This is a genomic window from Microbulbifer hainanensis, from assembly GCF_014904735.1.
In the GTDB taxonomy this organism is placed as follows: Bacteria; Pseudomonadota; Gammaproteobacteria; order Pseudomonadales; family Cellvibrionaceae; genus Microbulbifer; species Microbulbifer hainanensis.
In genome coordinates, this window is sequence record NZ_JACZCR010000033.1 from 267,416 (window position 1) to 294,282 (window position 26,867).

The 26,867-nt window shown below is 59.6% G+C and carries 19 protein-coding genes; 12 read left to right on the forward strand and 7 right to left on the reverse strand.

Annotated features, from left to right (window positions below; genetic code table 11):
• Positions 1-297 precede the first annotated feature (297 nt).
• The 5 genes from wecB to IG168_RS14465 all read left to right on the forward strand — a co-directional run bounded on the left by wecB (position 298) and on the right by IG168_RS14465 (position 6,669).
• The gene (wecB, locus tag IG168_RS14445) at positions 298-1,473 is read left to right on the forward strand and encodes a non-hydrolyzing UDP-N-acetylglucosamine 2-epimerase (RefSeq protein ID WP_193165111.1); all 1,176 of its coding nucleotides are present in this window, start codon (positions 298-300) and stop codon (positions 1,471-1,473) included.
• The gene (wecC, locus tag IG168_RS14450; protein WP_319024717.1) at positions 1,457-2,719 is read left to right on the forward strand and encodes a UDP-N-acetyl-D-mannosamine dehydrogenase; all 1,263 of its coding nucleotides are present in this window, start codon (positions 1,457-1,459) and stop codon (positions 2,717-2,719) included. Before wecB ends, wecC begins: the two co-directional genes overlap by 17 nt.
• A 63-nt stretch (positions 2,720-2,782) precedes the next feature.
• Positions 2,783-3,823: a polysaccharide deacetylase family protein gene (locus IG168_RS14455; protein WP_193165112.1), complete on the forward strand. Its 1,041-nt coding sequence runs from the start codon at positions 2,783-2,785 to the stop codon at positions 3,821-3,823.
• Entirely contained in the window at positions 3,820-4,581 is a 762-nt protein-coding gene (locus IG168_RS14460) for a WecB/TagA/CpsF family glycosyltransferase (RefSeq protein ID WP_193165113.1), read from the forward strand. The genes IG168_RS14455 and IG168_RS14460 overlap by 4 nt, the downstream gene beginning before the upstream one ends.
• Positions 4,582-4,917: 336 nt before the next feature.
• Positions 4,918-6,669 carry a DEAD/DEAH box helicase gene (locus IG168_RS14465; RefSeq protein WP_193165114.1) on the forward strand — a complete coding sequence of 584 codons (1,752 nt, stop codon included), beginning with the start codon at positions 4,918-4,920 and terminating at the stop codon, positions 6,667-6,669.
• 79 nt (positions 6,670-6,748) lie between these two features.
• On the opposite strand, the gene IG168_RS14470 is transcribed toward IG168_RS14465, so the two are convergent.
• Positions 6,749-7,297 carry a cytochrome b gene (locus tag IG168_RS14470; RefSeq protein WP_193165115.1) on the reverse strand — a complete coding sequence of 183 codons (549 nt, stop codon included), beginning with the start codon at positions 7,295-7,297 and terminating at the stop codon, positions 6,749-6,751.
• Positions 7,298-7,464: 167 nt separating this feature from the next.
• Here IG168_RS14470 and IG168_RS14475 point away from each other — a divergent pair, with 167 nt between their 5' ends.
• From IG168_RS14475 to IG168_RS14485, 3 genes are all read left to right on the forward strand, one after another.
• A complete protein-coding gene (locus tag IG168_RS14475) occupies positions 7,465-8,640 on the forward strand; it encodes a PepSY-associated TM helix domain-containing protein (RefSeq protein ID WP_193165116.1) in 1,176 nt (391 codons plus the stop codon).
• Positions 8,641-8,882: 242 nt separating this feature from the next.
• A complete protein-coding gene (locus IG168_RS14480) occupies positions 8,883-11,102 on the forward strand; it encodes a TonB-dependent receptor (protein ID WP_193165117.1) in 2,220 nt (739 codons plus the stop codon).
• A gap of 21 nt (positions 11,103-11,123) precedes the next feature.
• A complete protein-coding gene (locus IG168_RS14485) occupies positions 11,124-11,801 on the forward strand; it encodes a Fe2+-dependent dioxygenase (RefSeq protein WP_193165118.1) in 678 nt (225 codons plus the stop codon).
• Between the two features lie 107 nt (positions 11,802-11,908).
• On the opposite strand, the gene IG168_RS14490 is transcribed toward IG168_RS14485, so the two are convergent.
• A complete protein-coding gene (locus IG168_RS14490) occupies positions 11,909-12,826 on the reverse strand; it encodes a LysR family transcriptional regulator (RefSeq protein ID WP_193165119.1) in 918 nt (305 codons plus the stop codon).
• 132 nt (positions 12,827-12,958) lie between these two features.
• Between IG168_RS14490 and metE the strand changes: the two genes are divergently transcribed.
• Complete coding sequence (metE, locus tag IG168_RS14495) at positions 12,959-15,208, forward strand: 5-methyltetrahydropteroyltriglutamate--homocysteine S-methyltransferase (RefSeq protein ID WP_193165120.1); 2,250 nt, start codon at positions 12,959-12,961, stop codon at positions 15,206-15,208.
• A gap of 69 nt (positions 15,209-15,277) precedes the next feature.
• Here the strand turns inward: metE and nagA are convergent, their stop codons facing one another.
• The 5 genes from nagA to agaR all read right to left on the reverse strand — a co-directional run bounded on the left by nagA (position 15,278) and on the right by agaR (position 20,762).
• Positions 15,278-16,465, reverse strand: coding sequence for an N-acetylglucosamine-6-phosphate deacetylase (gene nagA / locus IG168_RS14500; RefSeq protein ID WP_193165121.1), 1,188 nt, complete (start codon positions 16,463-16,465; stop codon positions 15,278-15,280).
• Positions 16,466-16,467: 2 nt separating this feature from the next.
• Positions 16,468-17,379 (reverse strand): ROK family protein, encoded by a 912-nt coding sequence (locus IG168_RS14505; protein WP_193165122.1) that lies wholly within the window; start codon positions 17,377-17,379, stop codon positions 16,468-16,470.
• Between the two features lie 8 nt (positions 17,380-17,387).
• Positions 17,388-18,503, reverse strand: a complete 1,116-nt coding sequence (locus IG168_RS14510; protein ID WP_193165123.1) for an SIS domain-containing protein — start codon at positions 18,501-18,503, stop codon at positions 17,388-17,390.
• A 15-nt stretch (positions 18,504-18,518) separates the two neighbouring features.
• A complete protein-coding gene (locus tag IG168_RS14515) occupies positions 18,519-19,793 on the reverse strand; it encodes a D-tagatose-bisphosphate aldolase, class II, non-catalytic subunit (RefSeq protein ID WP_193165124.1) in 1,275 nt (424 codons plus the stop codon).
• Positions 19,794-19,991: 198 nt separating this feature from the next.
• Positions 19,992-20,762: a transcriptional repressor AgaR gene (agaR, locus tag IG168_RS14520; RefSeq protein WP_193165125.1), complete on the reverse strand. Its 771-nt coding sequence runs from the start codon at positions 20,760-20,762 to the stop codon at positions 19,992-19,994.
• A 257-nt stretch (positions 20,763-21,019) separates the two neighbouring features.
• Between agaR and IG168_RS14525 the strand changes: the two genes are divergently transcribed.
• From IG168_RS14525 to IG168_RS14535, 3 genes are all read left to right on the forward strand, one after another.
• Entirely contained in the window at positions 21,020-22,402 is a 1,383-nt protein-coding gene (locus IG168_RS14525) for a Gfo/Idh/MocA family protein (RefSeq protein ID WP_193165126.1), read from the forward strand.
• A 156-nt stretch (positions 22,403-22,558) separates the two neighbouring features.
• Complete coding sequence (locus tag IG168_RS14530; protein ID WP_193165127.1) at positions 22,559-25,378, forward strand: TonB-dependent receptor; 2,820 nt, start codon at positions 22,559-22,561, stop codon at positions 25,376-25,378.
• A 70-nt stretch (positions 25,379-25,448) separates the two neighbouring features.
• Complete coding sequence (locus IG168_RS14535; RefSeq protein WP_193165128.1) at positions 25,449-26,774, forward strand: sugar MFS transporter; 1,326 nt, start codon at positions 25,449-25,451, stop codon at positions 26,772-26,774.
• Positions 26,775-26,867 lie beyond the last annotated feature (93 nt).

Sequence of the window (26,867 nt, forward strand, 5' to 3'; positions counted from 1 at the left end):
ATACCTGTCCAGAAATTCTGCCGATCAAAAAATAGGCATTAGGAACATCCGTACTTCAAGCAGGAAAGATTCTTGGAGGCTATACCCAAAATTAATCTGCGCTTTAACAGTGAATTCATGGCAAGCGTTTTAGCCATAGCGACAACGAGGCGCAGTGACAATGAGGGGCCGGGTTTTATCAGGATGCTGTCGTCAGAATAAGGCATATAAATCTTTCAGATATTTATAAGCGATTCTTTGGCGCGCTGATCTCGCAGTACCGGTTGGAAGTCTTACAAGTCAGTAACGTTGTAAAAGATGAAAGTACTGCTGGTGTTTGGTACGCGCCCTGAAGCCATAAAAATGGCGCCGTTGGTGGAGTTGTTGAAGCGCGATTCGCGCTTTTTGGTGAAAGTCTGTGTCACCGGGCAGCATCGGGAAATGCTCGACCAGGTGCTGAAGCTGTTTGACATAGTGCCTGATTACGATCTGGATATCATGGCCCCGGGGCAGGACCTCTACCAGATCACTTCGCGTATTCTCCTGGGGCTGCGGGAAGTCCTGACTGACTTCAGGCCGGAGCGGGTCTTTGTCCACGGAGATACCACCACCACGCTGGCGACGACACTGGCGTCATACTACCGGCAGATACCGGTGGCGCACGTCGAGGCCGGCTTGCGCACCGGGGATCTCTACAGCCCCTGGCCGGAAGAGGCCAACCGCAAACTCACCGGTGCCATTGCCAACCTGCATTTCGCGCCGACGCCGTTGTCTCGCAAAAACCTGCTGGATGAGTCCGTCGCCCCCCAGCAGATTGTCGTTACCGGCAACACGGTGATCGATGCGCTGTTAAGCGTCGTGCGCAAAATCGAAAACGACGATGAGCTTCGCCAGGAGCTGACAGCGGCCTTTCCCTTCCTCGATCCAGACAGAAAGCTCATCCTTGTTACCGGCCACCGCCGCGAAAGCTTCGGTGCCGGATTTGAAAATATCTGCCGCGCAATTCGCCAGATTGCCGAACGGGATGACGTACAGGTTGTATATCCGGTTCATCTGAATCCCTGTGTCCGCGAACCTGTGGAGCGTCATCTCAGCGGACTGTCGAATGTCAATCTGATCGAGCCACTCGATTACCTTCCTTTCGTTTATCTAATGCACCGGGCGCACATCATCCTGACGGACTCCGGTGGCATCCAGGAAGAGGCGCCATCGCTGGGCAAGCCGGTGCTGGTCATGCGCGAGACCACGGAGCGACCGGAGGCGGTGACCGCCGGAACCGTGAAACTCGTGGGAACGGATATCCAGAAGATAGTTTCCGGCGTCCGGGAGCTGCTGGAGGACACCGATACCTACGAAGCGATGAGTGTCGCGCACAACCCCTACGGCGACGGTATGGCCTGCAAAAAAATTGTGGAAGCCATCCTGGGTGGCGGCCTGGATACAGAATCTTTGGTGGGAGAAGAACCGGGTGTCGAGCATGCACATGCAATTTAAGCGGGTATCGGTTATCGGACTGGGATATATCGGGCTGCCGACAGCAGCGGTCTTTGCGTCGCGGGGGATCGATGTCATCGGTGTGGATATCAATCAGCGCGCCATCGATACGATCAACTCCGGCAGTATCCATATTGTCGAGCCGGATCTGGATATCGTCGTGCATGGCGTCGTCAACACCGGCAAGCTGCGCGCCACCCTGACGCCGGAACCGTCGGATGCGTTTCTGATCGCGGTGCCGACGCCATTCAGGGAAACACCGGAAGGTGGCTCCAGAGAGCCGGATCTCTCCTATATCCAGGCGGCCGCTGAATCCATTGCCCCGGTACTCGAAAAGGGCAACCTGGTGATTCTCGAATCCACCTCTCCAGTGGGTGCCACGGAAAAACTCTCCGCCTGGCTGCAGAGGGAGCGCCCAGATCTTACCTTTCCTCACGATAAAGGCGAGGCTGCCGATATCCGCGTCGCGCACTGTCCGGAACGGGTGCTGCCCGGCTGCGTGCTGCAGGAGCTGGTGGCGAACGACCGCATTATCGGTGGCATGACCCCGGCCTGCAGCGAGGCGGCCGTAGAACTCTACCGGATCTTCGTCAAGGGCGACTGCATTGTGACAACCGCGCGCACGGCGGAGATGGCCAAGCTCACCGAAAACTCCTTCCGCGATGTGAACATCGCCTTTGCCAATGAGCTTTCAATGATCTGCGACCGGCTGAAGATCAATGTCTGGGAATTGATCCGGCTCGCCAACCGCCACCCGCGCGTGAATATCCTCAATCCCGGCCCCGGGGTCGGCGGCCACTGCATTGCGGTGGACCCCTGGTTCATTGTCAGTAGCTGCCCCGAAGAGGCGCGGCTGATCGCCCAGGCGCGCAATATCAATGACGCCAAACCGGAACACGTGATCGGCCAGGCGATGGCGGCAGCCAACGCTTTCAAAGAGCCGGTGATTGCCTGTCTGGGCCTGGCCTTCAAGGCAAATATCGACGATCTGCGCGAGAGCCCGGCGCTGCAGATTGTCGACGCACTGGCCGACACCGATGTTGGGGAAATCATCGCGGTGGAGCCGAATATCTCTGAGCTGCCGCCGGCGCTGGCGGAAAAATCGGTCACTTTCCTGCCGCTGCAGCAGGCCCTGGAACGGGCCAATGTGGTGGTCGTGCTGGTGGACCACCAGGAATTCAAGGCGATCGACCGCAGTTACATTGCTGCCAAGGTAGTGATCGATACCCGCGGTATTTTCGGTTGATGCGGCTCACACCAGTTCCGCTGGTGGTCCGCTGACCAATGTAAAACTTGTGGTGATTCAAGGATGAACACACTCCTGACTCTGGACTACGAACTCTTTTTCGGAGATCACTCGGGCACGCCCCAGCGCTCGATGATCGGTGCGACGGAGCGCCTGTTGGCGGTGCTTGATGAGTACGAGGCGAAGGCGGTCTTCTTTGTCGATGCCTGTTACCTGTTGCGATTACGCGAATACTCCTGCCTTTTTCCCCGGCTGAAGCACGATTACCGACAGCTGGTGAGGCAGATACAGAAGATGGAATCTGAGGGGCACCAGATTCAGTTGCACATTCATCCGCACTGGGCAGATTCCTATTACAACGGTATCCGCTGGGAAATGGTGACGCGACGTTACCGGCTGCACGACTGGCGCCACGAAGAAGTACTGCAGATTGTTTCCCGCGCCACTGCAGAGCTGAACCGGCACCTGGTGAACCCGGTCTTCGCCTTCCGCGCTGGCGGCTGGTGTATCCAGCCATTCGAACGTGTGCGCGAAGCACTGGTGGAAAATGGTATCTACGTCGACAGCACGGTTTTTGCCGGTGGCCGCAGTCAGTCGGACACCCACAGTTTCGATTTTTCTGCAGCACCCGCGCGTGACAGCTGGCAGTTTGATGGAGACCCCTGTGTGCCGGAGGAGGGTGGTTGCTTCACCGAGATACCCATTTCCTCCAGCTGTGTATCACCGGCATTTTACTGGCGCCTGGCGCTGACCCGACTTTTTGGCGACAAGCAACGCCACGGTACTTTTGGCGATGGCGTACCCATCAAAAACAGCCGCGCCGGACTGCTGCGGCTGATGACGCGTAAATCCCACGCGGCGGTGTCCATCGATGGGTACAAGTCGTCCCTGCTGCTGCAGGCCTACCGGCAGGCGGTCAACGAACAGCGGCAATATTTTGTGGCGATGGGGCATCCCAAATCCCTGTCCGAGTTTTCCCTGCAGAACATCCGTCAGTGGCTGGGAGAGGTGTACGGTGCGGGCCATACGCTGCAGATTTTCGATCCGCTGCCGGTGGCGAGTCGGAGGTTGTCGATTCGCGAGCTGCTGAAGGATGCGGTATGAAGCGCATCGAATTTATGAACGCGCCGATGGATGCGGCGTCCATGAGCGAAACGGTTTCCGTGATCGAGGACAAGGTCACGGCCAATACCTTTACCCAGCATGTGGTCGTCAATGTCGCCAAGCTGGTGCATATGCGCAGCGATACGGAACTGGCGGAATCCGTGCGCTCCTGCGACCTGATCAATATCGATGGCATGGGTGTGGTCTGGGGCGCGCGATTCCTGGGACACCCGGTTCCCGAACGGGTGGCCGGGGTCGACCTGTTTTACCGCCTGCTGGAGATGAGCGCGGCCAGGGGGTTCCCGGTCTATCTGCTCGGTGCCAGAGCGGAAGTGGTGGAGAAAACAGCGCAGACTGTACAGCGCCGTTTTCCGGGCCTGCAGATTGCCGGCTATCACCACGGCTATTTCTGGGATGACGAGGCGGCGATGGTGGAGGCGATTCGAGCCTCGGGCGCGCGGCTGTTGTTTGTCGCCATTACCTCACCGCAGAAAGAGAATTTCATCAACCGCTGGCGCGACCAGCTGGGGGTGAACTTTGTCATGGGGGTGGGCGGTACCTTCGATGTGGTGGCGGGCAGGGTCAGGCGCGCGCCCCGGTGGATGCAGCGCGCGGGGCTGGAGTGGCTCTACCGGGTAATCCAGGAACCGCGCCGCATGTGGAAACGCTATCTGGTGACCAATTGCACCTTTGCCTGGCTGCTGCTGCGGGAGAAGTGGCACTCGCTGGTCACCCGCAAGCCGATAAAGCCGGCGTAGGCTGTGAGCGGGGCGGGCGGGATGTCCCCGGCGGCACCCGCCGCGCTCCTGCGAATAATCAGGTTAAAAAATATACTGTCAGCCGGCCCCGACTCTGTTAGACTGCGCGGCCTTTTGTCCCCGACCGCACAGCGGCCCCGAGCTGGACATTAGCCTTATTGGGTAACAGACCTCCTCGCCACAGGCCCCTGTCACTGAGTGGAATTAGCTTGAAATAGCGGTGCTATTACTGGGCTTGTTCGCCTTGCCCAGCAATCTTTGGCGGTGAGCTATGGTTACCCAAGCGGAGCCATAAGTGCCGCCCGGCCCCCTGTTAAGTTTCAAGTGAATCCCGAAATGACCGATACCCCTGAGTCAGTTGGCTTTGACCAACTGGGCCTGCCGTCCGAAATTCTCAACGCCATCGAAAAACTGGGTTACGAAACCCCGTCGCCGATCCAGGCGCAGACCATTCCCTCGCTGCTGGACGGCCGCGATGTGCTGGGCCAGGCCCAGACCGGCACCGGCAAGACCGCAGCCTTCGCGCTGCCGCTGCTGGCGCAGCTGGATCTGAAAGACCGCCGTCCCCAGGCGCTGGTGCTGGCACCGACCCGTGAACTGGCCATTCAGGTGGCCGAAGCCTGCCAGTCTTACGCCGCCAACCTGAAAGGTTTCCATGTCGCGCCTATTTACGGCGGTGCCGATTACCGTGGCCAGATACAGCAGCTCAAGCGCGGTGTACAGCTGGTGGTGGGTACCCCGGGCCGCGTTATGGACCATATGCGCAAGGGCACCCTGGACCTGTCGAACCTGAAGACCCTGGTGCTGGATGAAGCCGACGAAATGCTGCGTATGGGCTTTATCGACGACGTGAAATGGGTGCTGGAGCAGATTCCCGACGAGCGCCAGATTGCGCTCTTCTCCGCCACCATGCCGAAAGAAATCGCCTACATCGCCCGCCATCACCTGCGCGAGCCGGTGGAAGTGAAAATCCGCGTTAAGACCGAGACAGCCGAGACCATCCGCCAGCGCTACTGGCCGGTGGGCGGCCTGCACAAGCTGGACGCACTGACCCGCATCCTCGAAGCGGAGCCGGTGGACGGCACCATTATTTTCGTGCGCACCAAGAACAGCACCGTGGAGCTGGCTGACAAGCTGGCCGCACGAGGTTTTGCCAGCGCCGCCCTGAACGGTGACATGGCCCAGAACCTGCGCGAACAGGTGATCGAGAAGCTGAAGAGCGGCAAGCTGGATATCGTTGTGGCCACCGATGTGGCGGCGCGCGGACTGGACGTGAAGCGTATCAGCCACGTGATCAATTACGACATCCCCTACGATACCGAAGCCTATATTCACCGTATTGGCCGTACCGGCCGCGCCGGGCGCGAGGGCGATGCGATCCTGTTTGTGGCCCCGCGCGAGCGCCGCATGCTGCGCTCGATCGAGAAGGCAACCAAGAAGCCGATCGAGCGTCTGGACCTGCCCACCGCGGCGGCCGTCAACGCTTCGCGTATGGAAAAATTCCGCCAGCGGATTACCTACACCCTGGCCGGTCGCCGGGATCTGGCGCCGTTCCGCGACCTGGTGGAGCAGTACCTGGGCGAGAACGAAGTAGATCCGCTCGAAGTGGCAGCGGCACTGGCGTCCATGGCCCAGGGCGATCAGCCCCTGCTGCTGGATGAGCGCGAGCCGGAACCGAGAGAGTTCAGGGAACGCCGTGAAGAGCGCGGTGATTCCGGCGGACGCGAGCGCAAGAAGCGCACTTTCGACAAGGATAAAAACGTTCCCGCGCCCGACGAGGGTATGGAGCGCTACCGCATCGAAGTCGGCCGCCAGGCAGGTGTGAAGCCGGGCAATATCGTCGGTGCGATTGCCAACGAAGTGGAACTGGACAGCTCCTATATCGGCCGTATCGAGATCTACGAAGGCTTCACCACCGTGGACCTGCCCGAGGGAATGCCGAAGGAAATCTTCGAGCACCTGAAGCAGGTGCGGGTGTCCGGTAAGCCGATGAATATTTCCCGTTTTACCGGAACTGCCGGCGCAGACAAGCCGCGGGGCAAGCCCAAAGGTAAGCCGAAGCGTAAACCGCGCAAGACCAGCGAGTAAAACAAAAAAGGCGATCCGAAAACGGTTCGCCTTTTTTAATGCGCGGCCGGAATGAAACCGGCGTTGACCCCGCCCGGGCTCAGTTCGACTTCACCCAGGGCAGCATATGCCGCAGCGTAGCGTCCTTGGTCACGAAGTGGTGCCAGAGCGCACCGGAGATATGTAACACCAGTAGTGCCAGCAGGCTGTTCCAGATCAGTTCCTGGTGCAGGAACGACAGCTGCTTGGCAACGTCTTTGTTCTTCTCGACAAAGGAGGGGAGATCGAACAGCCAGAACAGGGTGGTGTCGCGCCCGGCAAACTGGCGCATGGCCAGACCGGTCAGCGGCATACCGAGCATGGCGACGTAGAGCAGGCTTTCTACCAGCACGGAAACGGGGCGCTGCCAGGCGCTGCCGTAAAGCTTCGGACGCGGATGGGTCGCGCGTCCGTACATCCGCAAAAATACCAGCAACAGCACAGTAAAACCGGCCGAAAAGTGGAAGACCATCAACCAGCCGCGCATCGGGTCGCCCTTGCTGAAAGACTCGTGCAGCTCCACCGAGCCCCAGGCACACAGAATCAGAATTGCGATCAGCCAGTGCAGTCCCTTACTGAGCGGGTGCCAGCTCTTTACCGGTTGGTCCATGGATTTCTCCCCATCTGTTATTGCAGCTGCTTATCTTAGCCATTTTTTTTCGGTTCTTGCAGGTTTTTTGCAACGCGCTCCTCTTCCTTCCTCCACTATTTCTTGTCGGCGCAAGTGGTAAGCATTATCATTCGCAAACAATAACATCTCTTATTGGGGCTCAGGACATGTTGCGCAAGGGAATCTTCTGGGTACACCTCGTCAGCGGGGTGGTGGCCGGGTTGGTCATTCTGATGATGTCGGTCACCGGTGTACTGCTGACCTATGAACGGCAGATTCTCGCCTGGAGCGATAGCCAGCATTACAGCGCGCAACCGGCACCCGGGCAGGAGCGGCTGCCGCTGGATGATCTGCTGGCAGCATCACTGGACAGCGGTTTCGCGCCCAGCAGCGTCTCTGTTTCGGCGGAAGCGGACGCCCCCCTGATACTGCGCCAGGGCCGCGCCGAGAGCCGCTTCATGAATCCTTATACTGGCGAGATCTACCAGCCGGGCAGTGAGCGGCTGGAGGAATTCTTTCATGCGGTGGTGCGCTGGCACCGCTGGTTCAATGCCGGCAACGAACACCGCGGGTTGGCCCGGGCGATCACCGGCGCGTGCAACCTCGCCTTCCTGTTCCTGGTGCTGAGTGGTCTGTATCTGTGGCTGCCGGCCATCTATCGCTGGAGTACTTTCCGGCTGCGCCTCTGGTTTCACCCCAATGCCAAATCCGGCAAAGCGCGGGACTTCAATTGGCACCACGTGTTCGGTTTCTGGATGGCGCTGCCGCTGGCGGTGATTATCGCCACCGCGACGGTGTTCAACTATTCCTTGGCCAATGGTCTGGTCTTCCGGCTCGCCGGCGAAGAGGCGCCGCAACGCGGGCGCGGTGGTCCTCCGCGGGGCGGGCGGGACGATGCACCCACAGCGCTGAATCGCGAGGTTTCCCTCGAAAATGCACTGCAGTCCGCTGCGAACCAGAGTGCCGGGTGGCGCAGCCTGACCGTCGAGTTGCCGCGTGGCGATAACACCCGGGTGGAGGTGCAGGTGGACTGTGGTACTGGTGGCCAGCCGCAGAAACGCTCCAGCCTGACCATCGACGGCCGCAGCGGCGAAGTGCTTTCAGCAAAGAGCTTTTCCGATCAGTCCACTGGCCGCCAGTGGCGCTCGTGGATTCGCTTCCTGCACACCGGTGAAGCTCTGGGCTTCTGGGGGCAGACGCTCGCCGGGTTGGCTTCACTGGCCGCGGTCCTGATGGTTTGGACCGGACTGGCGCTGTCACTGCGTCGTTTCCGCGCTTTCCTCGATCGACGCCGGCGTCGCCGCGCCGACACGGCTGCCAGCCCGGCAACCGATCCCGCATGATTGCATTGAGCCGGCAGTTGCCATCTGGCGGCTGCCGGCCGTGCGGCGACTAACTACGGCTCGCGCTTCCTCCATTGGCCGCTCGGGCAATGGATTCCCACTCCAGTACCGCCCTGGAAAAAGAAGGCAGCGCTAATTCGCGAATGTGGCTTGTCAGCTTTACATTAATAAATGATAATCGTTCGCATTAGCTTTGCTAATAACGCTGAATCATCAATAACATCTCGTTGGGGTTAATCATCATGACCAAGTTGCCGAGTGCAATGGATAAACTCGCACCGCTCGATTCCATGGACGCATTCAAGGTAAAGCCGCTGGCCAAAAATTTCGCCAGGATTCCACTGGCGGCGGCCATGGCCAGTACCTTGATTGCCGGCGCCCAGGCGCAGGAAGTGGCAACCGCCATAGACAGTGAGCGCGCGCCGGAAGAAGTGCAGGTTGTGGATCAGCAGGAGGAAGAGGCGCCCAGTTCCGTCAAGTTCCCGCGCCCGCTGCTGGATACTGCACAAACCATCAACGTGATTTCCGAAGAGGTCATGCAGCAGCGCGCCGCCACCACACTGCGCGACGTGCTGCGCAATGTGTCCGGCATCAGCATGCAGGCCGGCGAAGGTGGAACGCCCGCCGGTGACCAGTTTGCCATCCGCGGCTACAACGCGCGCACCGATATTTTTGTCGACAACGTGCGTGACTTCGGCGGCTATACCCGCGACCCGTTCAACCTCGAACAGGTGGAAGTGGTCAAGGGGCCGTCTTCCGATTACTCGGGACGCGGTTCCACAGGTGGTTCGGTAAACCTGGTGAGCAAGTCGCCCCGCATGGCCGACTCTACCAGTTCCAATATCATTGCCGGCACCGACAATTACCACCGCGCCACTCTGGATGTGAACCGCACTCTGGAGGGAATCGATAACGCCGCAGCACGGGTTAACCTGATGGTGCACGACCAGGATGTGGCGGGCCGCAACGAGGTAAGCAATTCCCGCTGGGGTGTGGCGCCATCGCTGGCGTTCGGTCTGAATACGGATACCGAAGTGACATTGAGCCTGTTTCATATGGAGCAGGACAATGTGCCGGATTACGGTATTCCCTGGGTACCCTCCAACAACGAGGCGCTAGCCGAGTACGCCGATCAGCCGGCACCGGTAGATTTCGAAAACTGGTATGGCCTCAAGTCGCGGGATTTCGAGCAGACCGAAACTACGCTGGGTACGGTGCAGGTTGAACAAAAACTCGGTGATAACGCCAGCCTGCGCAATGTCACTCGCGTTGGCACCACATATCGTGATTCCTTTATCACCGCGCCGCGATTTGCCAGTATCGACAGCAGCGATATCCGTCGTACCGACCGCAAGTATCGCGACCAGGACGACGACATCGTCAGCAACATGACGGATCTTTCCCTGACCGTGAATCCCGGTGAGCGCTGGGAGCACAAGATCCTGCTGGGTGCGGAAGTCAGCCTGGAAGGGGAGAAGCGCTACACCCAGGAAAATCTCGGCGGAGATTCCCAGGCCACGGACCTGTTCAACCCCAACCCGAACGATCCGGTGCTGGAGAACTACCAGCGCACCGGCACTTTCAGCAAGGCGGATTCCACCACGCTGGCAGCTTACCTGTCTGATTCCGTGCAGATCACCGAGCAGTGGCAGGTGAACGGTGGCCTGCGTTACGACCACTTCGAACTGGAATACACGCCGGACGGCAGCCCGCTGATGGAGCGCACCGATTCCATGTTGAGTTACCGTACTGGCGTGGTGTTCAAGCCTGTGGAAGAGGGTACTTTCTACCTCGGCTACGGCACTTCGTTTAACCCGACGGCGGAGGCTCTGTCCATATCCACCAGCAGCCGCCAGCCCGGCATTGCTGACCTGGATCCGGAAGAAAACCGCAGTGTCGAGCTGGGTACCAAGTGGCAGGTGGCCGATGGCAACCTGTTGCTGACGGCCGCGCTGTTCCGCACCGATAAGGTCAATGCGCGCACGCAGGATCCGGATGATCCCAACGATGTGCTGGTGCTCGACGGCGAGCAGCGTGTGCAAGGGGTTGAACTGGGTGTCGCCGGCTCACTGACCGAGCGCCTGAGCCTCAATGCCGGCTACGTGTTCCTCGATACCGAGGTAATGGAGAGCAAAGACCCGGAAGAGATCGGCAAGGAGCTGGCCAACTCCCCGGAGCACTCCTTCAATTTGTGGGGCAATTACATCGTCACACAAACGCTGCAGCTTGGTTTGGGCGCGCAGTATGTGGGGGACCGCTACAACAATACGTCCAACCTGCGCACGGCACCGGATTACTGGATTTTCGAGGCATCGGGTGTTTACGCGTTCAGTGAAAATATCAGTGCGCAACTCAACCTGCAGAACCTGACCGGTGAAGAGTACATCGACTACGTTGGTGGAGGTCACTTTATCCCGGGGCTGGGTCGTACTGCGCTGCTGAGCGTGAACTTCAATTACTAATTTCATTAGGGGAAATTAAGCGTGCTGTTGGAAATTCCCGAAATCCTCCGCCCGCAACAGGCCGCCGACATGAAGGCGACCCTGTTGCAGGCAGAGTGGGTGGATGGCCGGGTGACTGCCGGACACCAGTCTGCACAGGCGAAGCAGAATCGGCAGTTGCCGGAAGGCTCTCCCGCAGCGCGGGAGTGCGGCGATGTAATTCTGAAGGCGCTCGCCCAAAGTGGCCTGTTTATGTCGGCGGCGTTGCCGCAGCGCGTGTTCCCGCCACTGTTCAATCGCTACGAGGGCGGAGAGCATTTTCACAACCATGTGGACAATGCCATCCGGCGTTTGCCGACTGGAGGACAGATCCGCACGGATCTGTCGTGCACGCTGTTTCTCTCCGAGCCGGATGAATATGAAGGCGGTGAGTTGCTGATCGACGACACCTACGGTGCGCACAAGGTCAAGTTGCCCGCGGGATCGCTGGTGCTGTATCCGTCCACCAGCCTGCACCGGGTCACCCCGGTGACGGCGGGCAGCCGCATCTGTTCATTTTTCTGGCTGCAGAGCCTGGTGCGCGATGACGGCCAGCGTACGCTGCTCTTCGATCTGGATATGTCGATCAACCGCCTACGTCAGGAGGTGGGTGAGCACGAGGCGATCGTCGCGCAGACCGGGGTCTACCACAACTTGCTGCGGCGCTGGTCGGAACCCTGATCATTGCACCTTCCCCGATTTTCCCAGACCCGCAATTTTTTAGGCGAACTCCGGTTCGCCTTTTGATTTTTTATCGAGCCGGTGCAGGAGGAACGGCGGGGCTGGATTTAGATACCGCGAATACCGTTCAGGCTGCCGAAGCAGGTGTTGCGCGCTGTCTCAAAGAAGTCCCGTAAAAATGCCTGTTCCAGCATCTCTTCCCGCACTGCGGCATAGAGTGTGCTCCATAAGCCTTCTTTCCCCAGTCGTAACTGGCTGACAAAGCCCTTTTGCAGGTATTCGTGCAGCGCCCAGTTAGGGAGCGCACACACACCGCGTCCACTCACCACCAGCTGGACCATCATCACTGTCAGTTCCACCGTGCGGATATCCGCTGGCTCGATGCTGGCCGGCTCGAGAAAGTGCTGGAAAACATCCAGCCGCTCGCGCTCGACCGGATAAGTGATCTGTATTTCGTCAGTCAGGTCTTCCGGGGTGACCCATTTCTTTTCTGCCAGTGCGTGTTTGCGGCTGACCGCAAGGCACATTTCAAAACTGAACAGCGGCTCGTAGTGGATGCCTTTCAGGGATTCATCCGGATTGCTGGTAACCACCAGGTCGAGGTCCCCGCGCACCAGCGCCGGCAGCGGGGCGAAATGGAAGCCGCTGGACAGGTCCAGTTCAACTTCCGGCCAGTCGTCCCGGTAGGCATCCAGTGTCGGCATCAGCCACTGGTAGCAGCTGTGGCACTCGATGGCGATGTTCAGGCGACCCGCCTGTCCGGACGCCAATCGCGCCAGATCCCGCTGGGCGACGGCCACTTGCGGTAAAACGTTATCCGCCAATTGCAGCAGGCGCAGCCCGGCGCTGGTAAAGCGCAGTGGGCGCGATTTGCGCACGAACAGTGCCTGCTCGTGGCGGTCTTCCAGTTCGCGAAACAGGTGGGACAGGGCGGACTGGGTCAAGTGCATGCGCTCGGCGGCGCGCACCATGCTGCCGGTCTCCCGCAGCAGCGCCAATGCCTTCAAATGCCGCAATTCAATCATCTTTAGAAATATTCATGTTTTAGGCAAAAAATATGAAATTGATTGAATATGAGGCGGCCCGCAGAATCAACCCCGAATTTCGACAGCCACCGCCGGGCAGGCGATGGCATCAATGGATTTGGGGAAACTCTGATGGCACAGACACATATTCTTGGTTACCCGCGCATCGGCGCGCAGCGCGAACTGAAGAAAGCCCTGGAGGCATATTGGCGCGGTGACGTCACGCAGGCGGAACTGCTACGGGCGGGTGCCGCGATCCGCCGCGACAACTGGAAGGCGCAGCACGATGCGGGCCTGGATCTGGTCACGGTGGGGGATTTCGCCTGGTACGACCAGTTGCTGAACCACACGCTGCTGTTCGGTGCCGTGCCGGCGCGCTTCAGCGAGGGCGCCGCCGACAACCGACTGGATCAGTATTTCCGCCTGGCGCGCGGCCGCGCGCCGTCCGGCGAGCCGGCGGCGGCCAGTGCGATGACCAAGTGGTTTGATACCAATTACCACTACCTGGTGCCGGAATTTGCCGCCAACCAGGAATTTACTTTGGATAGCAGTTGGCTGCTCGACGAGGTGCGCGAGGCGCAAGGGGAAGGCCATGCCGTCAAGCCGGTCATTATCGGGCCGCTCACTTACCTGTGGCTCGGGCGCAGCGACGGGGATGCCCTGGCGTTGTTGCCGCAACTGCTGCCCTGCTACGAGCAGTTGCTGCGGCAGCTGGCGGATATCGGCGTGGAATGGGTGCAGATCGACGAGCCAATTCTCGGTCTGGACCTGCCGGCGGCATGGCGCGACGCATTTGCGCCGGCCTATGCACAGATCGGCGGTGCCGCAACGGCGATCAGGCTGTTGCTCGCCAGCTATTTTTCCCCGCTGCGGGAAAACCTGTCCCTTGCGTTTTCGCTGCCGGTAGCCGGTGTCCACATCGACTGCGTGCGCGCGCCCGAAGAGTTGCCCGCGGCCGTGGAAACCCTGGGAGCGGAGCAGGTACTGTCGCTGGGGGTGCTGAACGGGCGTAATATCTGGCGCGCCGACCTGGGCAGACTTCAGGCCCAGCTGCAGCCGGTGCAGCAAGCGCTGGGCGAACGCCTGTGGCTGTCGGCCAGCTGTTCACTGCTGCACTGCCCGGTGGACCTCGAAACCGAGCAGGCGTTGGAGGAAGCAAAGCGGCAGAAGCTGGCCTACGCGCGGCAGAAACTCGACGAGCTGAAGCAGCTGCAAACAATGCTGGATGACGCCAATGCCAAAATTGCTGAAGGCGATGGAGCGCCCGCTGTCCCCGCAAACACCACTGAGGCACTGGCGGACACCTGGCGCCCGCAGTCCTACGCCGAGCGCGCGCCACTGCAGCGGGCGCGCTGGCAGCTGCCGCTGCTGCCCACCACTACCATCGGTTCATTCCCGCAGACGGACCTGCTGCGCGAGGTGCGCAGCCGCTTTCGCAAGGACGAGATTTCCCGGACCGATTACGAGGATCACCTGCGCGCGGAAATTGCCGAGGCGATCCGCCGCCAGGAAATTCTCGGTCTCGATGTGCTGGTACACGGTGAGGCCGAGCGCAATGATATGGTCGAGTATTTTGGCGAGCAGCTGGACGGCTTCGTGCACACCGGCAACGGCTGGGTGCAGAGCTACGGTTCGCGCTGCGTCAAGCCGCCGGTTATTTTCGGCGATATTTCCCGGCCGCAACCCATGACCGTGGAATGGAGTCGCCACGCCCAGAGCCTGACGAAAAAACCGGTCAAGGGCATGCTCACCGGCCCGGTGACCATTCTCAACTGGTCTTTCCCGCGTGAGGATATCCCGCGCAGTGAAAGCTGCCTGCAGATTGCGAAAGCGCTGCGGCAGGAAGTGCTGGACCTGGAAGCCGCTGATATCGGCATTATCCAGATCGACGAGCCGGCTTTGCGCGAGGGCGTGCCGTTGCGCGACTCGGAGCACCGGGATTACTTCGACTGGGCGGTGGCCTGTTTCCGCTACACCTGTGCCAAGGTGCAGCCGGAGACCCAGATCCACACCCATATGTGTTACAGCAATTTCAACGCGATCATGGATGCGATCGTGGCGCTGGATGCGGATGTCATCACCATTGAATCCGCGCGCTCGGAACTGCGTTTGTTGGACGCTTTCGCCGGCCGGCAGGGCGGCTACCCGAACGAAATCGGTCCGGGTATCTACGATATCCACTCGCCCAATGTGCCGGAGCGTGCAGAGCTGGTTGCGCGGCTGCGCCAGTTGCTGGAAGTGATTCCGCGGGAAAAACTGTGGGTGAACCCGGACTGCGGACTGAAGACCCGCAACTGGGCGGAAGTCGGTTCGGCCCTGCTGAATATGGTGGAGGCAGCGCGCTCGCTGCGCGCCGAACTGGAGGTGGCTGAATCTGCCTGATCGGGACCGTAATCCCTGCAAATGTTACCGGCCTGTGGGCCGGTTTTCTTGTTGGCAGTATTTTGCCGACTAACGAAGGGCGGTGAGCTGCTTTTCCAGTGCTGCGTCACAGAACACCGGGCGGCCTGCCACGAAAGTCGCCAGCACAGTGCCGTCTTCGCCGAGCACGGCGAGGTCGGCATCCTTGCCCGGAGCAATGGAGCCGGTGCGCTCATCGATACCGAGGAATTTTGCCGGCGACAGGCTCGCCATATGCACCGCGTCGCGAAATTCGATACCGGCCAGTTGATGCAGGTTGGCGGCGGCGCGTTCGAGTGTCAGGGTGCTGCCGGCGAGCGAACCGCTGTCGGTGCGGGCGACACCAGCCTTGAGGTTGATGTCCATCTTGCCGAGCTGGTAGCGCCCGTCGTCGAGGCCGCCGGCGTTGATACAGTCGCTGATCAGCGTCACCCGCGACGGGTCCTTCAGTTTGCAGATCATCTGCAGGATGGCCGGGTGCAGGTGTACACCGTCGGCGATGACTTCCACATTGGCGTCGTGCACCAGAACGGCGCCGGTGCAGCCGGGCTCGCGGTGGTGGATGCCACGCATACCATTGAAAACGTGGACGCCGCCGCAGGCGCCGGCGTCCAGCGCCCCGCGGGTCTGGTCGTAGGTAGCATCGGTGTGGCCGATCATGACCCTTACGCCGCGGGATTTCAGGTAGGGAATAATATCCATGGCACCATCCACTTCCGGTGCCAGGGCGATGACTTTCAGTTCGTCGTGGGAAGCTTCCAGCAGGGCATCCATTCGCTCAATGGTCGGTGCGAGGAAGTAGTGGTCGTTGTGGGCGCCCTTGTGCGCACTGGCAAAAAACAGGCCCTCGCTGTAACCGCCGAGCACCTGCGCACCGGGCTGGGTCGATTGTGCGGCGCGGCCAAGATTGTCCATGGCGGCCAGGGTTTCCTCCCAGCTGCTGGTGACGGTGGTGGCGAGAAAGCCGGTGACGCCGTGCCGGGCCAGCGAGCGCGAGATGGTGGCGATGGCCTCGGGCGTAGCATCCATCACGTCGCAACCTTCGCGGCCGTGGATATGCAGATCGATCAGTCCCGGCAGCAAGGTGGTCCCGGGGAGTTCGACGACAGGGAGGTCGTCGCCCGGTGTTTCGGTAATCGCGGCAATGCGGCCTTTTTCGATGCGGAGGTAGCGGTCGCTTACTTCTGCCGCCTCGGTAAAAATTTTTGCGGGCCGTAGCGTGTAACTGTCGGAATACATCGTCACTTTCCCAGTGTCTGGCGAGCAAGCAGGGCGGCGCCGCGGGCGCCACTGGCATCGCCAAATTTCGGTGGCGCGATAATAGGGGCGTTGAAACCGGCAAACAGGTGACTTTCTATTGCCTGTGGTAAATCGCGGTACATTTCCTCGATACGGGACAGACCGCCACCCATCACGATGATGTCCGGGTCATAGGCAATTGTCAGGTTGGCAAAGGCAGCGCCCAGCAGATCCATGTGAATTTCCCGGGTGGCGATAGCGTCTTTATCGCCGGCGCGCCAGCGTTCGACCAGCGCGGGAACATCGACGGATTCCCCGCAGCGGTGACGGTGCAGGTTGGCGAGGCCTGGGCCGGCGATATATGGCTCCAGGCAGCCAGTAAGTCCGCAGCCGCAGTTCAACAGTGGTAACTGGTATTTTTCCCGTAGGGTGGCGGGCAGGGGGTGGTGCCCGTACTCGCCGGCAATTCCCTGGCGGCTGCGGTAGAGATTGCCGTCTACCACCAGTCCGCCCGCGGCACCGGTGCCCAGAATCGCGCCATATACATGGGAGTAACCTGCGCCAGCGCCGCCGTGTGCTTCCGATAGCGCGAACAGGCGGCAGTCATTTTCAACTGCCACCGGGCGTTTCAGGCGCGCGGTTAATGTCTCCGCGACCTTTCTGCCGGTTGCACAGGGAACATTGGCGGAGAGCGAGCGCCCTCTGGTATCGATCACTCCGGGCATGCCAATTCCGATAATGCCCTGGCAGGCGTATTGCTCGTCCGCGTGTTGGATCAGAGTTACCAGTGTGTCGATAAACTTCTGGAAGTCATCGACAGGTGTTGCGGTGCGCTGACTGTCCAGCTTGTGCAGGTCGTCATCGAAGCAGGTGAACTCGATCTTGGTGCCGCCGATATCCAGTCCGTAAATCAACTTTCTGTCTACCCTGCGAGCTTGTAAATGGTCACGCCCTGTACCACGCGATTGACCTCGCCGGTGGGGCAGGGGTTGTCGGGAGTGATGCCCAGATCGAGAGATTTATAGAAGGCCAGCAGCTGCGCAAATACGATGTAATACAACGCGAGCCAAGCCTCTCCGAGTTCGGCAGTATCGGCAAATGCCGCGGGGCATGCGATCCAATCGGTAGTGCCGTCGCGCTGCAGCTCGGCGAGCAGGTCGTCGTCATAGCGGCGGCAGTAGGCATCGTTGCTGTGCAGGAGTACTACCAGTGTTCTTTCATCCAGCATCGATTTGGGACCGTGGCGGAAGCCCAGCGGACTCTCCGCGTGGCAGTCCACCTTGCCGGCGGTGAGCTCGAGCATTTTCAGTGCGGCTTCGGTGGCGATGCCCTTCAGTCCGCCGGCGCCGAGGAAGACCACACGGCGAAAATTTTTCTCGGCCAGCGCCTGGATACCCTCGAGGCGTGTGTCCAGCAGGGTGCGGGTCAGGGCCGCCAGTGCCGGCAGTTGGCCCGGCTGTGGGGTAAAAACTTCTAGCGTGGCCAGCAGCATGGAGGTGAAGCTGCTGGTCATGGCAAAACTCTGGTCGAGGGTCTCTTCCGGCATCAGCAGCGAGTAACTGTTGTCGCTGTCCTGGGCACGTGCGGCCAGTTCGCCCTCGCGGTTACAAGTGATCACCAGATGGTAGCAGTTGTCCACACACTGGTTGGCCAGGTCATAGGCGCCGACGCTTTCGGGACTGTTGCCGGAGCGGGCGTAAGACACCAGCAGGGTCGGTTTCTGGCGCAGGAAATAATCGTGTGGGTTGCTCACCAGATCCGTCGTACTGATGGCTTCGACACGGCGCTCCAAGACTCGGGTGAGATGGGGTGCGAGTGTTTCCCCGGCATAGGCCGAAGTGCCGGCACCGGTGAGGATGAAGCGCAGATCGTTCTGCAGCAGCAGGGGCTGGAGCCATTGATCCAGCTGAGCGCGCTGGCCATCGACCAGGGCTGCGGTGCGTTCCCAGGCATCCGGCTGCTGGGCAATTTCGCGCGCAGTGTGCTCTCCCTCGCTCTGGCGCAAGGCCGTGGGGTCGATATTCAGGGCTTTATACATCGTTATTATCCTGTGTTACTGCTTCCAGCAGGCGTTGGCATAGGCGGTGGTCACCTGGCGAATGCGAGCTTTGATCAGCGCACCGGCCTCGTTGGCGAGCTGGCCCCGGCGAACCAGTCGATATTCTTGCGGAAAAAACTGGCTCAACAGTGGCAGCGGAATGGCGGTAGCAGACAGGTTGTCCAGCAGCCGGGTCACTGCCGCCTGTACTTCTTTGTCAGGCCAGTAATAGCGGATGCGGTCGCTGTAACTATAGCGCCGGTACAGCGGCTGCTTTTCCGCCGCCACATCGTAAAAACTCCGCCAGTACCGGGGTTCCGCCTGCATACGGGATTCGCACACGGCGCGCAGGGCGGATTTCTCAGCAATGTCGGGCAGCTCGTCTTCGATATAGCTGAGGGCAAAAAGCGCTTCGCGCAGAGCGAATGTCAGTTGCGGCCCCACCTTGAGAATCGCGAAGTGATCCCTTACCAGCTGATTGTAGTTGTCTTCAGTCTGGTAATCCGTCGAGTGGGCTTCGAAGGCGATACTGCCAGTTTCTTTTGCCAGAGCCCTGAGTTGACCGACTTTGTGCGGTTGGTAGTCGATCACTGACGTGTGGTCGAACTCCACTCCTGGCTGGACGACGAGTCCGATCACCCGGGACCAGGCGTGGTCGAGATCGCGGCGGGCAAAGGCTTTGCGGTGCAGCTCGATCGTGTTGCGGGCGTGTGCGGCCGAGGTGACTTCAAGCTCGGTAATTTCCTCTTTGGCGCCGCCCGGGGGAGGGACTTCGGTACCGATGACGTACATCACTGTGTCCGGTATGCCGCACCGTGCGGCGGCACCCTCGGCCGCGCGGCACAGGTCAGCGGCGCGCTCGGCAATGATTTCATCGGCCAGCGGCAGCTGGTCATCGGCGCAGGGCATGCTGCAGTCCAGGTGGATCTTGGTAAAACCGGCGCTTACGTAGGCTTCTACCAGGTCGCGAGCCTTGGCCATCGCTTCAGCGGCTGGTTCTGCCTGCCAGCACACGGGACCCAGGTGGTCACCGCCGAGGATAATCTTGGACGGATCGAGTTCGGCGCGGGCAGCGAGCGTCATGACATAGTCGAAAAAATCCACCGGCTGCATACCGGTGTAGCCACCGAACTGATTGACCTGATTGGCGGTGGCCTCGATCAGGAGCGGAGTGCCATCCGCCCGTGCCTGCTCCATTGCGGCTTCCAGAACCAGGCCGTGGGCGGAACAGATCGCGTATATACCTTGCGGGGCACCGTCGAGGTTTTTCCTGATCAGTTGTTGCAGCATGGTAAATCCTTTTTTTCGGTCACTCTTATACATAGGGATTTGTAGGGAACCTCTGAAAGCCCCGCCGGGCGGGCCCTGAAGGCCGCAGCTGCTGCGTTGCAGCTCTTGCAAAGGGCGACGGCCATTCATGGCGCGCTGCGCCTAACATCTGCAGCCTTCAGGTCTCGCAGAGACATTACGGCGTTATTCAGAGGTTCCCTAGTCAACGATGACTACCCTGACGCCGGCTTCGGTCATGACGTCGTGAAACGCCTGCGGTATCCCGCTGTCGGTAATCAGGACGTCGAGCTCGCTGAAATCGCAGATTTTGTGGACTCCGGAGCGCTTGAACTTGGAAGAGTCGGTCACCGCAATCACCTGGCGGGCGACCTTGCACATCAGTCGATTCAGGTTGGCCTCGTATTCGAAGTGGGTGGTAATGCCGCCCTGAAAATCGATGCCGTCCACGCCGAGAAAGACCTTGTCGAAGTGGTAACACTGCAGGGTGTCCTCCGCGGCGCGTCCGTAGAACGACAGGGATTTCTTGCGCAGCGTGCCACCCGTCATCAGGACTTCCACACCGTCCGCATCCACCAGCTGCTGCGCCACGTTGAGACCATTGGTCATGACGATCAGGCGGCGGAACTGGTGCAACTGCCGGGCGATTTCAGCGGTCGTGGTGCCGGAATCCAGGATGATGGTGTCCTGTTCCCCAATTTCCTGTGCAGCTGCGGCGGCCAGGCGGCGCTTGATGTCGAGATGCTCGGTCACCTTTTCCCGCACCGACAATTCCTGGCTGACGCGATTGCTGGCCACGGCACCGCCGCGGGTGCGTACTAGCAGCCCCTTCTGGTCCAGGTAGTTGAGGTCGCCGCGGATGGTCACCGTCGATACCCCGTACTTTTCCGCCAGTTCCGGTACCAGGACGCGCCCTGCATCCAGGGTCGTCTGCACGATGTCGTGTCTGCGTTCAATGGTGTTCGTGGTCATAAGTCATTCTTTCGCGAAGCCTGTCGGTATTCTACGTTACTTTTGCAAGCTTTCAAAATGAATTTATTTTTCAAAGGCTTTCGGTTTGTGTAATCCCAATATAAACAATGGCTTATACGCTAGTCTCTAACGTTTCCCTATGTTTCTCCATTAATATGTGAAAGTTTTTGAAACTTTTTCTTGTTGAACGCTTGGTTTCGCTTGGTTATTGTCTCATTCCATCGAACACCGCATCGCTGGAGCCGAGGTAAAAATAAATGAGTGAAATAAATCGTCGAAAGTTTCTGAAAGCCGGCCTGACAGCCGCAGCGGTAGCAACGGCCGCTGGCTGTTCCACAGCGGCATCCATCCGGGCCAGCGCCAAGGCCGGTCCCAGGGCCAAAGGCCAGCAGTCTGTCGCCGGGCTTGTGGTGCCGCGCATGGAGACTGTCCGGGTGGGGTTGATCGGTTTGGGGCAGCGCGGCGTCGGTCACGTCGCCCATTTCGCCAATCTCGACGGCGTGGACATCAAGGCGATCTGTGACACGGACCAGCAGGTGCTGGATCGTGCCTTCAATATTGTGGTGAAAACCGGGCGACCCAAGCCGGCCACTTACGGCAAGGACGAGTACTCCTATCGCGAACTTCTCGATCGCAACGATATCGACATCGTGATTATTTCCACCCCCTGGCGCTGGCACACGCCGATGGCCGTAGATGCGATGCTGAGAGACAAGCACGCGATGGTGGAAGTGCCGGCGGCAACCACGCTCGAGGAATGCTGGTTGCTGGTGGACACTGCGGAGAAGACGCAGAAGAACTGCATGATGATGGAAAACTGCTGCTACGGCCGCGATGAGCTGATGGCTCTGAACCTGGTGCGCATGGGCATGTTGGGTGACCTGCTCCACGGTGAGGGGGCCTATCTCCACGAGCTGCGCTGGCAGATGAAGGAGATTGACCGCATGACCGGGTCCTGGCGGACCAAGTGGCACACCCTGCGCGACGCCAACCTCTATCCGACCCACGGCCTGGGACCCATTGCCCAGTACATGGGAGTCAACCGCGGTGACCGTTTTGATTACCTCTCTTCCATGAGCAGCCCGGCGCTGGGCCGTGCGCAATATGCCAAGCGCGAATTCCCGGCGGATCACCCGCTCAACCAGGCGAAATACATCTGCGGTGACATGAACACCAGCCTGATCAAGACCGTGAAAGGCCGCACCATCATGGTCCAGCACGATACCACCACGCCGCGTCCCTATTCCCGCCGCAATCTGATCATGGGCACCAATGGTGTCTTTGCCGGTTATCCCAATCGAATTGCACTGGAAGAGGGCGGCCGCAAGGAATACGAAGAGTGGGACTTCGATATGGATTACTGGCACGGCAAGTACGACCACCCGCTCTGGCGTCGCATGGGTAGGGAGGCCGAGCACGCCGGAGGTCACGGTGGTATGGACTTCCTGATGCTGTGGCGCATGGTGTATTGCCTGCGCAATGGCCAGCCCCTGGATCAGGATGTCTACGATGCGGCTGCCCTGTCTTCGGTAACTGCACTTTCCGAGGCATCGGTGGCGGACCGCGGCAACAGCAAGGACTTCCCGGATTTCACCCGCGGTGGCTGGCAGACGCGGGAGCCGCTGGGCATCGTGAGCTAAGCGAGAGCGCAATTCTCCGGCCAGGGACGGCCGCAAGATTTACACCATAAATACCGTTATTTGCCTGTTTCAGGCGAAGGGGCCGCTGTACGCCTGCAGTTTGTGCGCTGTGCCCGATTACAACCACACACACGACAATAATTTGGGTATGTAATTATGATCGACAACAAAAGAAGAACACTGAGCCTGGTGATCGGTGCGCTGGTGATGGCATCGCAAGCTGTAGCGCAGGACACGGACATCGAAGAGAGCAAGGTCGCCTCTGACTCTACTGCAGCGACAGCGGTGGAAGAGGTAGAAGTTACCGGTATCCGCAGCAGTATCAAAAGTTCCCTGGATATCAAGCGGGACTCGATCAACGTGGTGGATTCCATCGTTGCCGAGGATATCGGCAAGTTCCCCGACCAGAATATTGCCGAAGCACTCCAGCGCATGAGTGGTGTCACCATCACCCGCAACGCGGGTGAGGGCCAGAAGGTCACCGTGCGCGGTCTCGGTGGCGACTACAACGTGACAACCATCAACGGTCGCCGCATGGCTTCCGAGGATAGCAGCCGCAACTTCAACTTTGACCTGATTGCTTCGGAACTGCTCAAGGGGGTGGAAGTTTACAAATCACCGGTGGCCAAGACCCAGGAGGGCGGTATCGGCTCGGTGATCAATATCCAGACCCGTCGCCCGATGGACTTCCCCGGTTTGGTGGCGCAGGCGTCGGTGAAGGGAATTTATGAAGACCGCACCAAAGACACCAACCCGCAAGCCTCTTTCCTTGTCAGCGATACGTTTCTCGATGGCAAATTCGGCGCGCTGCTGACCGGCGTTTACTCCGAGCGTACCCTGCGTACCGACGGCTATTACGGCAGCGGTTTTTACAATGAAGGTGCGGAAGACTGGATGACCGTGCGTCAGGACATGGATGGCGACGGCGAGTTTGACCCGGCGGTGGACAACGAATACGGCACTGTGATTCCCGGCTACGTCCAGTTCCGCAACTGGCAGGATACCCGCAAACGCATTGGTGCGAACCTGGCGCTGCAGTGGCGCCCGCGCGACGATGTCGAAGTCAACTTCGATGGTATCTACTCGTCCTATGACACCAACGGCGAGGAGTCCCAGGCTTCCTTCGTGACCTACGATGAGTGGTGGACACCCGGGGTGCCCAGTGTCGGAGACCTGCAGTTCAACAAGGATGGATTGGTCAATGCGCTGACGCTGACCGACGGGGCCATGGTGGAAATCCTCAATACGACCACCCCGCGCAATACCCAGACCTACCAGGTGGGCACCAATGTCGCCTGGGATGTCAGCGATAATTTCCGTGTGGCGATGGATGTCTCACACTCCGAAGCGGAGAGCCGCAATACTGGCGACAACCGCTATGTAGTAGTGCGCGGCTTTGTGGACCAGGTCCGCATCGATGCGTCAAATAGCAACTACCTCCCCGATGTCACCATGACTCCCGCCCTGAGCTACGACTCACCGTTCGGCGCGCACTACAGCTGGAACTCCGGCAGCACCATCAAGGATGCCGTGTCCGAATTCCGCCTCGACGCGGACTGGGCGCCGCAGCACGGTCTGTTCAATTCAGTTAAGTTTGGCCTGAACCTCGGCGACCACGGTAAAGACCGGATCACCTACGCCTCTACCAACCCGTCGATGTTCAGTAATGGTGGCTACTACTTCCAGTCCTACCCGGATTTCACTCCGGACCTGTCGACGGTGCAAACCATCAGCGGCCTGCAGTTCTTCCGTCTGCCCGCCGATGTCATGCAAGCGCCGCGGTTCGACAACTTCCTCGACGGCGAGTCCAGCAAGTTGCCGGCACCCTGGCCGAGCTTCGATTACAACAAGCTGATGGCTTATTACGAGGGCATCAGCCCGGAGGGTGCCGCACTGGTCCGCGCTACCTACCAGCCGACCCAGTCGTTTGACGTCGGTGAATCGACGCTGGCGGCCTACATTCAGGGGGATATGGAAACAAGCCTGCTGGATCGCCCGCTGATCGCCAACTTCGGTGTGCGCGTGATTCAGACGTCGGTCGACAGTTCCGGCTACTCCCTGGATCCGGGTGAAGTGAAGCTGGAATCCGACCCGAGTGCGGGTGTCAAGGTTGTGGGTACCCTGGCCGACTACCAGCACAAGATGGATTTTGACGATTCCTATGTCGATGCCCTGCCGAGCATGAACCTGAAATGGAACCTGACCGATGAGCTGGTCTATCGCCTCGATCTCGCCAAGGTCATCACGCGTCCGAGCATCGACTCGCTGCAGGCCTACGGTTATCTCGACCTGAACAAATTCCAGTTACATACCTCCAACCCTGGGCTGGAGCCGATGCGCGCGAACCAGCTGGACACATCACTGGAGTGGTATTTCTCCGACTACGGCGCCCTGACCAGCACACTGTTCTTCAAGGATATCAACTCCTTTACCGAGTACGGCCGCAACGGCACCAGGACCATCGATGGTTACGACTTCGATGTCTACAGTTCGGTGAACGGCGACAAGGGCGCGATGGTCCGCGGTGCTGAACTGACCTACCAGCAATCCCTGAGCAACATTCTGCCGGCTCCGCTCGACGGTTTCGGGGTGCAGGTCAACTACACCTATGTTGACAGTGAATACGACGATCCCGAGCGTCGCAAGGCAGGTCTGCCCTTCGTGGGCATGCCGCAAAATTCGTATAACGCCGTGGTGTACTACGAGAAAGACGGCGCCCAGGCGCGCCTGGCCTACAACTGGCGCGGCAAGGTGCTGGTCAACCCAGAAGATTGGGGCGGCCCCAGCTGGAATTCGGCCTACGGTCAGCTGGATTTCAGCGCGGACTACGACGTGACTGATAACTACAACATCAGCCTGAGTGTGACCAACCTCACCAACGAGCGTAACTGGGGTTACGTCATGCGTTCGAACCAGGTCAGCCACTTGGAGCGCTATGGCCGAACCATCAACCTGGGTGCCAGTGCCCATTTCTGATATTTGAGCAAAGCCACCCGGCGCCACCTTGGCGCCGGGTTCTTTTTAGCGGTGATATTCAGGTGTCGAAATGAGTACTGCAATCTCGCAATCTGCGGCCACGGCGGCCAGCCGAAGCAGCCTGCTGCCGATGAGTGTTATCGGTATGCTGTTTTTTATTTTCGGGTTTGTGACCTGGCTCAATGGATCACTGATTCCATTTCTGAAAATTCTGTGTGACCTGAATGGCTTCGAGGCGCTGTTCGTTACCTTCGCGTTTTATATTGCCTATACGGTGATGGCCCTGCCCATGTCCCTGATACTGCGCCGCACCGGCTACCGCGACGGCATGGCAATCGGCCTCGCGATCATGGGTGTATCGGCGTTGATTTTTATTCCCGCTGCGCAGTTGGGAAGCTACCCCATTTTTCTGCTGGCACTGTTCGGTCTGGGGGCGGGGCTGACAATCCTGCAAACAGCATCGAACCCCTACGTGGTGAAAATCGGTCCCGTCGAGAGTGCCGCGACCCGCATCGCGATCATGGGGATTATCAACAAAAGTGCGGGTGTGCTCGCGCCGCTGGTATTCACGGCACTGGTGCTGTCCGGACTGTCAGATTTCAATTCGCAGGCGGTTGCCCAACTGGCTGGCGCCGAGCGCGAAGCGATGCTGGCAGAAGTCGCCAACCGACTGGTCATGCCGTACATCTACATGGCGGCGCTGCTGTTTCTGCTGGTGGGGTTTGTGAAATTCTCGCCACTGCCGGAAATCGAAGACGGCGCCTCTGAAAATTCAGAGGGGCGCTCCGGTATCTGGAAGTTTCCCCAGGTCATACTGGGAGCCCTGGCCCTGTTCGCCTATGTGGGGGTGGAAGTGATTGCCGGAGACACCATTGGCCTTTACGGTGAATCGCTGGGTGTCGCGAATTTCGGTTCTCTTACCTCCTACACCATGGTCTTCATGGTGATCGGCTATCTCCTGGGTGTGCTGTTCATTCCGCGCCGTATCAGTCAGCCGAGCGCACTCACCGGATCGGCGGTTGCCGGTTGCCTGTGTGTGCTGGGGGCCGTGTTCAGTTCTGCGCAAAGCAGTGCCATATCCGCCGCGATCTGGGGGTGGAGCGGAATTCCGCCCGTGCCTGACCCCGTTTTCTTTGTCGCGTTGATGGGGCTGGCTCACGCCCTGGTTTGGCCGACGGTGTGGCCACTGGCGCTGGAAGGGTTGGGTAAATTTACTGCGCAGGGTTCGGCACTGTTGATCATGGGAATCGCGGGCGGTGCGGTGATCCCACTGGCCTTTGGCAAGATCGGAGAGGTCTCTGGCGCTGTCGTAAACGGCTACTGGATAGCGTTGCCCTGTTACCTTTTCATTCTTTATTACGCGCTGAAAGGCCACAAATTGCGGTCGTGGAAGTAGTAAGCGTACCAGGTACCGGCGTCCTCACCAGTTCATTCTCTCTAGACTGGAATTTCAGCCCTCATTGTGAGGGCTTTTTTGTGAGTGCCCCGG

Bases quoted from the DNA above. Each gene is read 5' to 3' on its own strand.
- wecB (WP_193165111.1), top strand. From the start codon at position 298: ATGAAAGTACTGCTGGTGTTTGGTACGCGCCCTGAAGCCATAAAAATG.
- wecC (WP_319024717.1), top strand. From the start codon at position 1,457: ATGCACATGCAATTTAAGCGGGTATCGGTTATCGGACTGGGATATATC.
- IG168_RS14455 (WP_193165112.1), top strand. From the start codon at position 2,783: ATGAACACACTCCTGACTCTGGACTACGAACTCTTTTTCGGAGATCAC.
- IG168_RS14460 (WP_193165113.1), top strand. From the start codon at position 3,820: ATGAAGCGCATCGAATTTATGAACGCGCCGATGGATGCGGCGTCCATG.
- IG168_RS14465 (WP_193165114.1), top strand. From the start codon at position 4,918: ATGACCGATACCCCTGAGTCAGTTGGCTTTGACCAACTGGGCCTGCCG.
- IG168_RS14470 (WP_193165115.1), bottom strand. From the start codon at position 7,297: ATGGACCAACCGGTAAAGAGCTGGCACCCGCTCAGTAAGGGACTGCAC.
- IG168_RS14475 (WP_193165116.1), top strand. From the start codon at position 7,465: ATGTTGCGCAAGGGAATCTTCTGGGTACACCTCGTCAGCGGGGTGGTG.
- IG168_RS14480 (WP_193165117.1), top strand. From the start codon at position 8,883: ATGACCAAGTTGCCGAGTGCAATGGATAAACTCGCACCGCTCGATTCC.
- IG168_RS14490 (WP_193165119.1), bottom strand. From the start codon at position 12,826: ATGATTGAATTGCGGCATTTGAAGGCATTGGCGCTGCTGCGGGAGACC.
- metE (WP_193165120.1), top strand. From the start codon at position 12,959: ATGGCACAGACACATATTCTTGGTTACCCGCGCATCGGCGCGCAGCGC.
- nagA (WP_193165121.1), bottom strand. From the start codon at position 16,465: ATGTATTCCGACAGTTACACGCTACGGCCCGCAAAAATTTTTACCGAG.
- IG168_RS14510 (WP_193165123.1), bottom strand. From the start codon at position 18,503: ATGTATAAAGCCCTGAATATCGACCCCACGGCCTTGCGCCAGAGCGAG.
- IG168_RS14515 (WP_193165124.1), bottom strand. From the start codon at position 19,793: ATGCTGCAACAACTGATCAGGAAAAACCTCGACGGTGCCCCGCAAGGT.
- agaR (WP_193165125.1), bottom strand. From the start codon at position 20,762: ATGACCACGAACACCATTGAACGCAGACACGACATCGTGCAGACGACC.
- IG168_RS14525 (WP_193165126.1), top strand. From the start codon at position 21,020: ATGAGTGAAATAAATCGTCGAAAGTTTCTGAAAGCCGGCCTGACAGCC.
- IG168_RS14530 (WP_193165127.1), top strand. From the start codon at position 22,559: ATGATCGACAACAAAAGAAGAACACTGAGCCTGGTGATCGGTGCGCTG.
- IG168_RS14535 (WP_193165128.1), top strand. From the start codon at position 25,449: ATGAGTACTGCAATCTCGCAATCTGCGGCCACGGCGGCCAGCCGAAGC.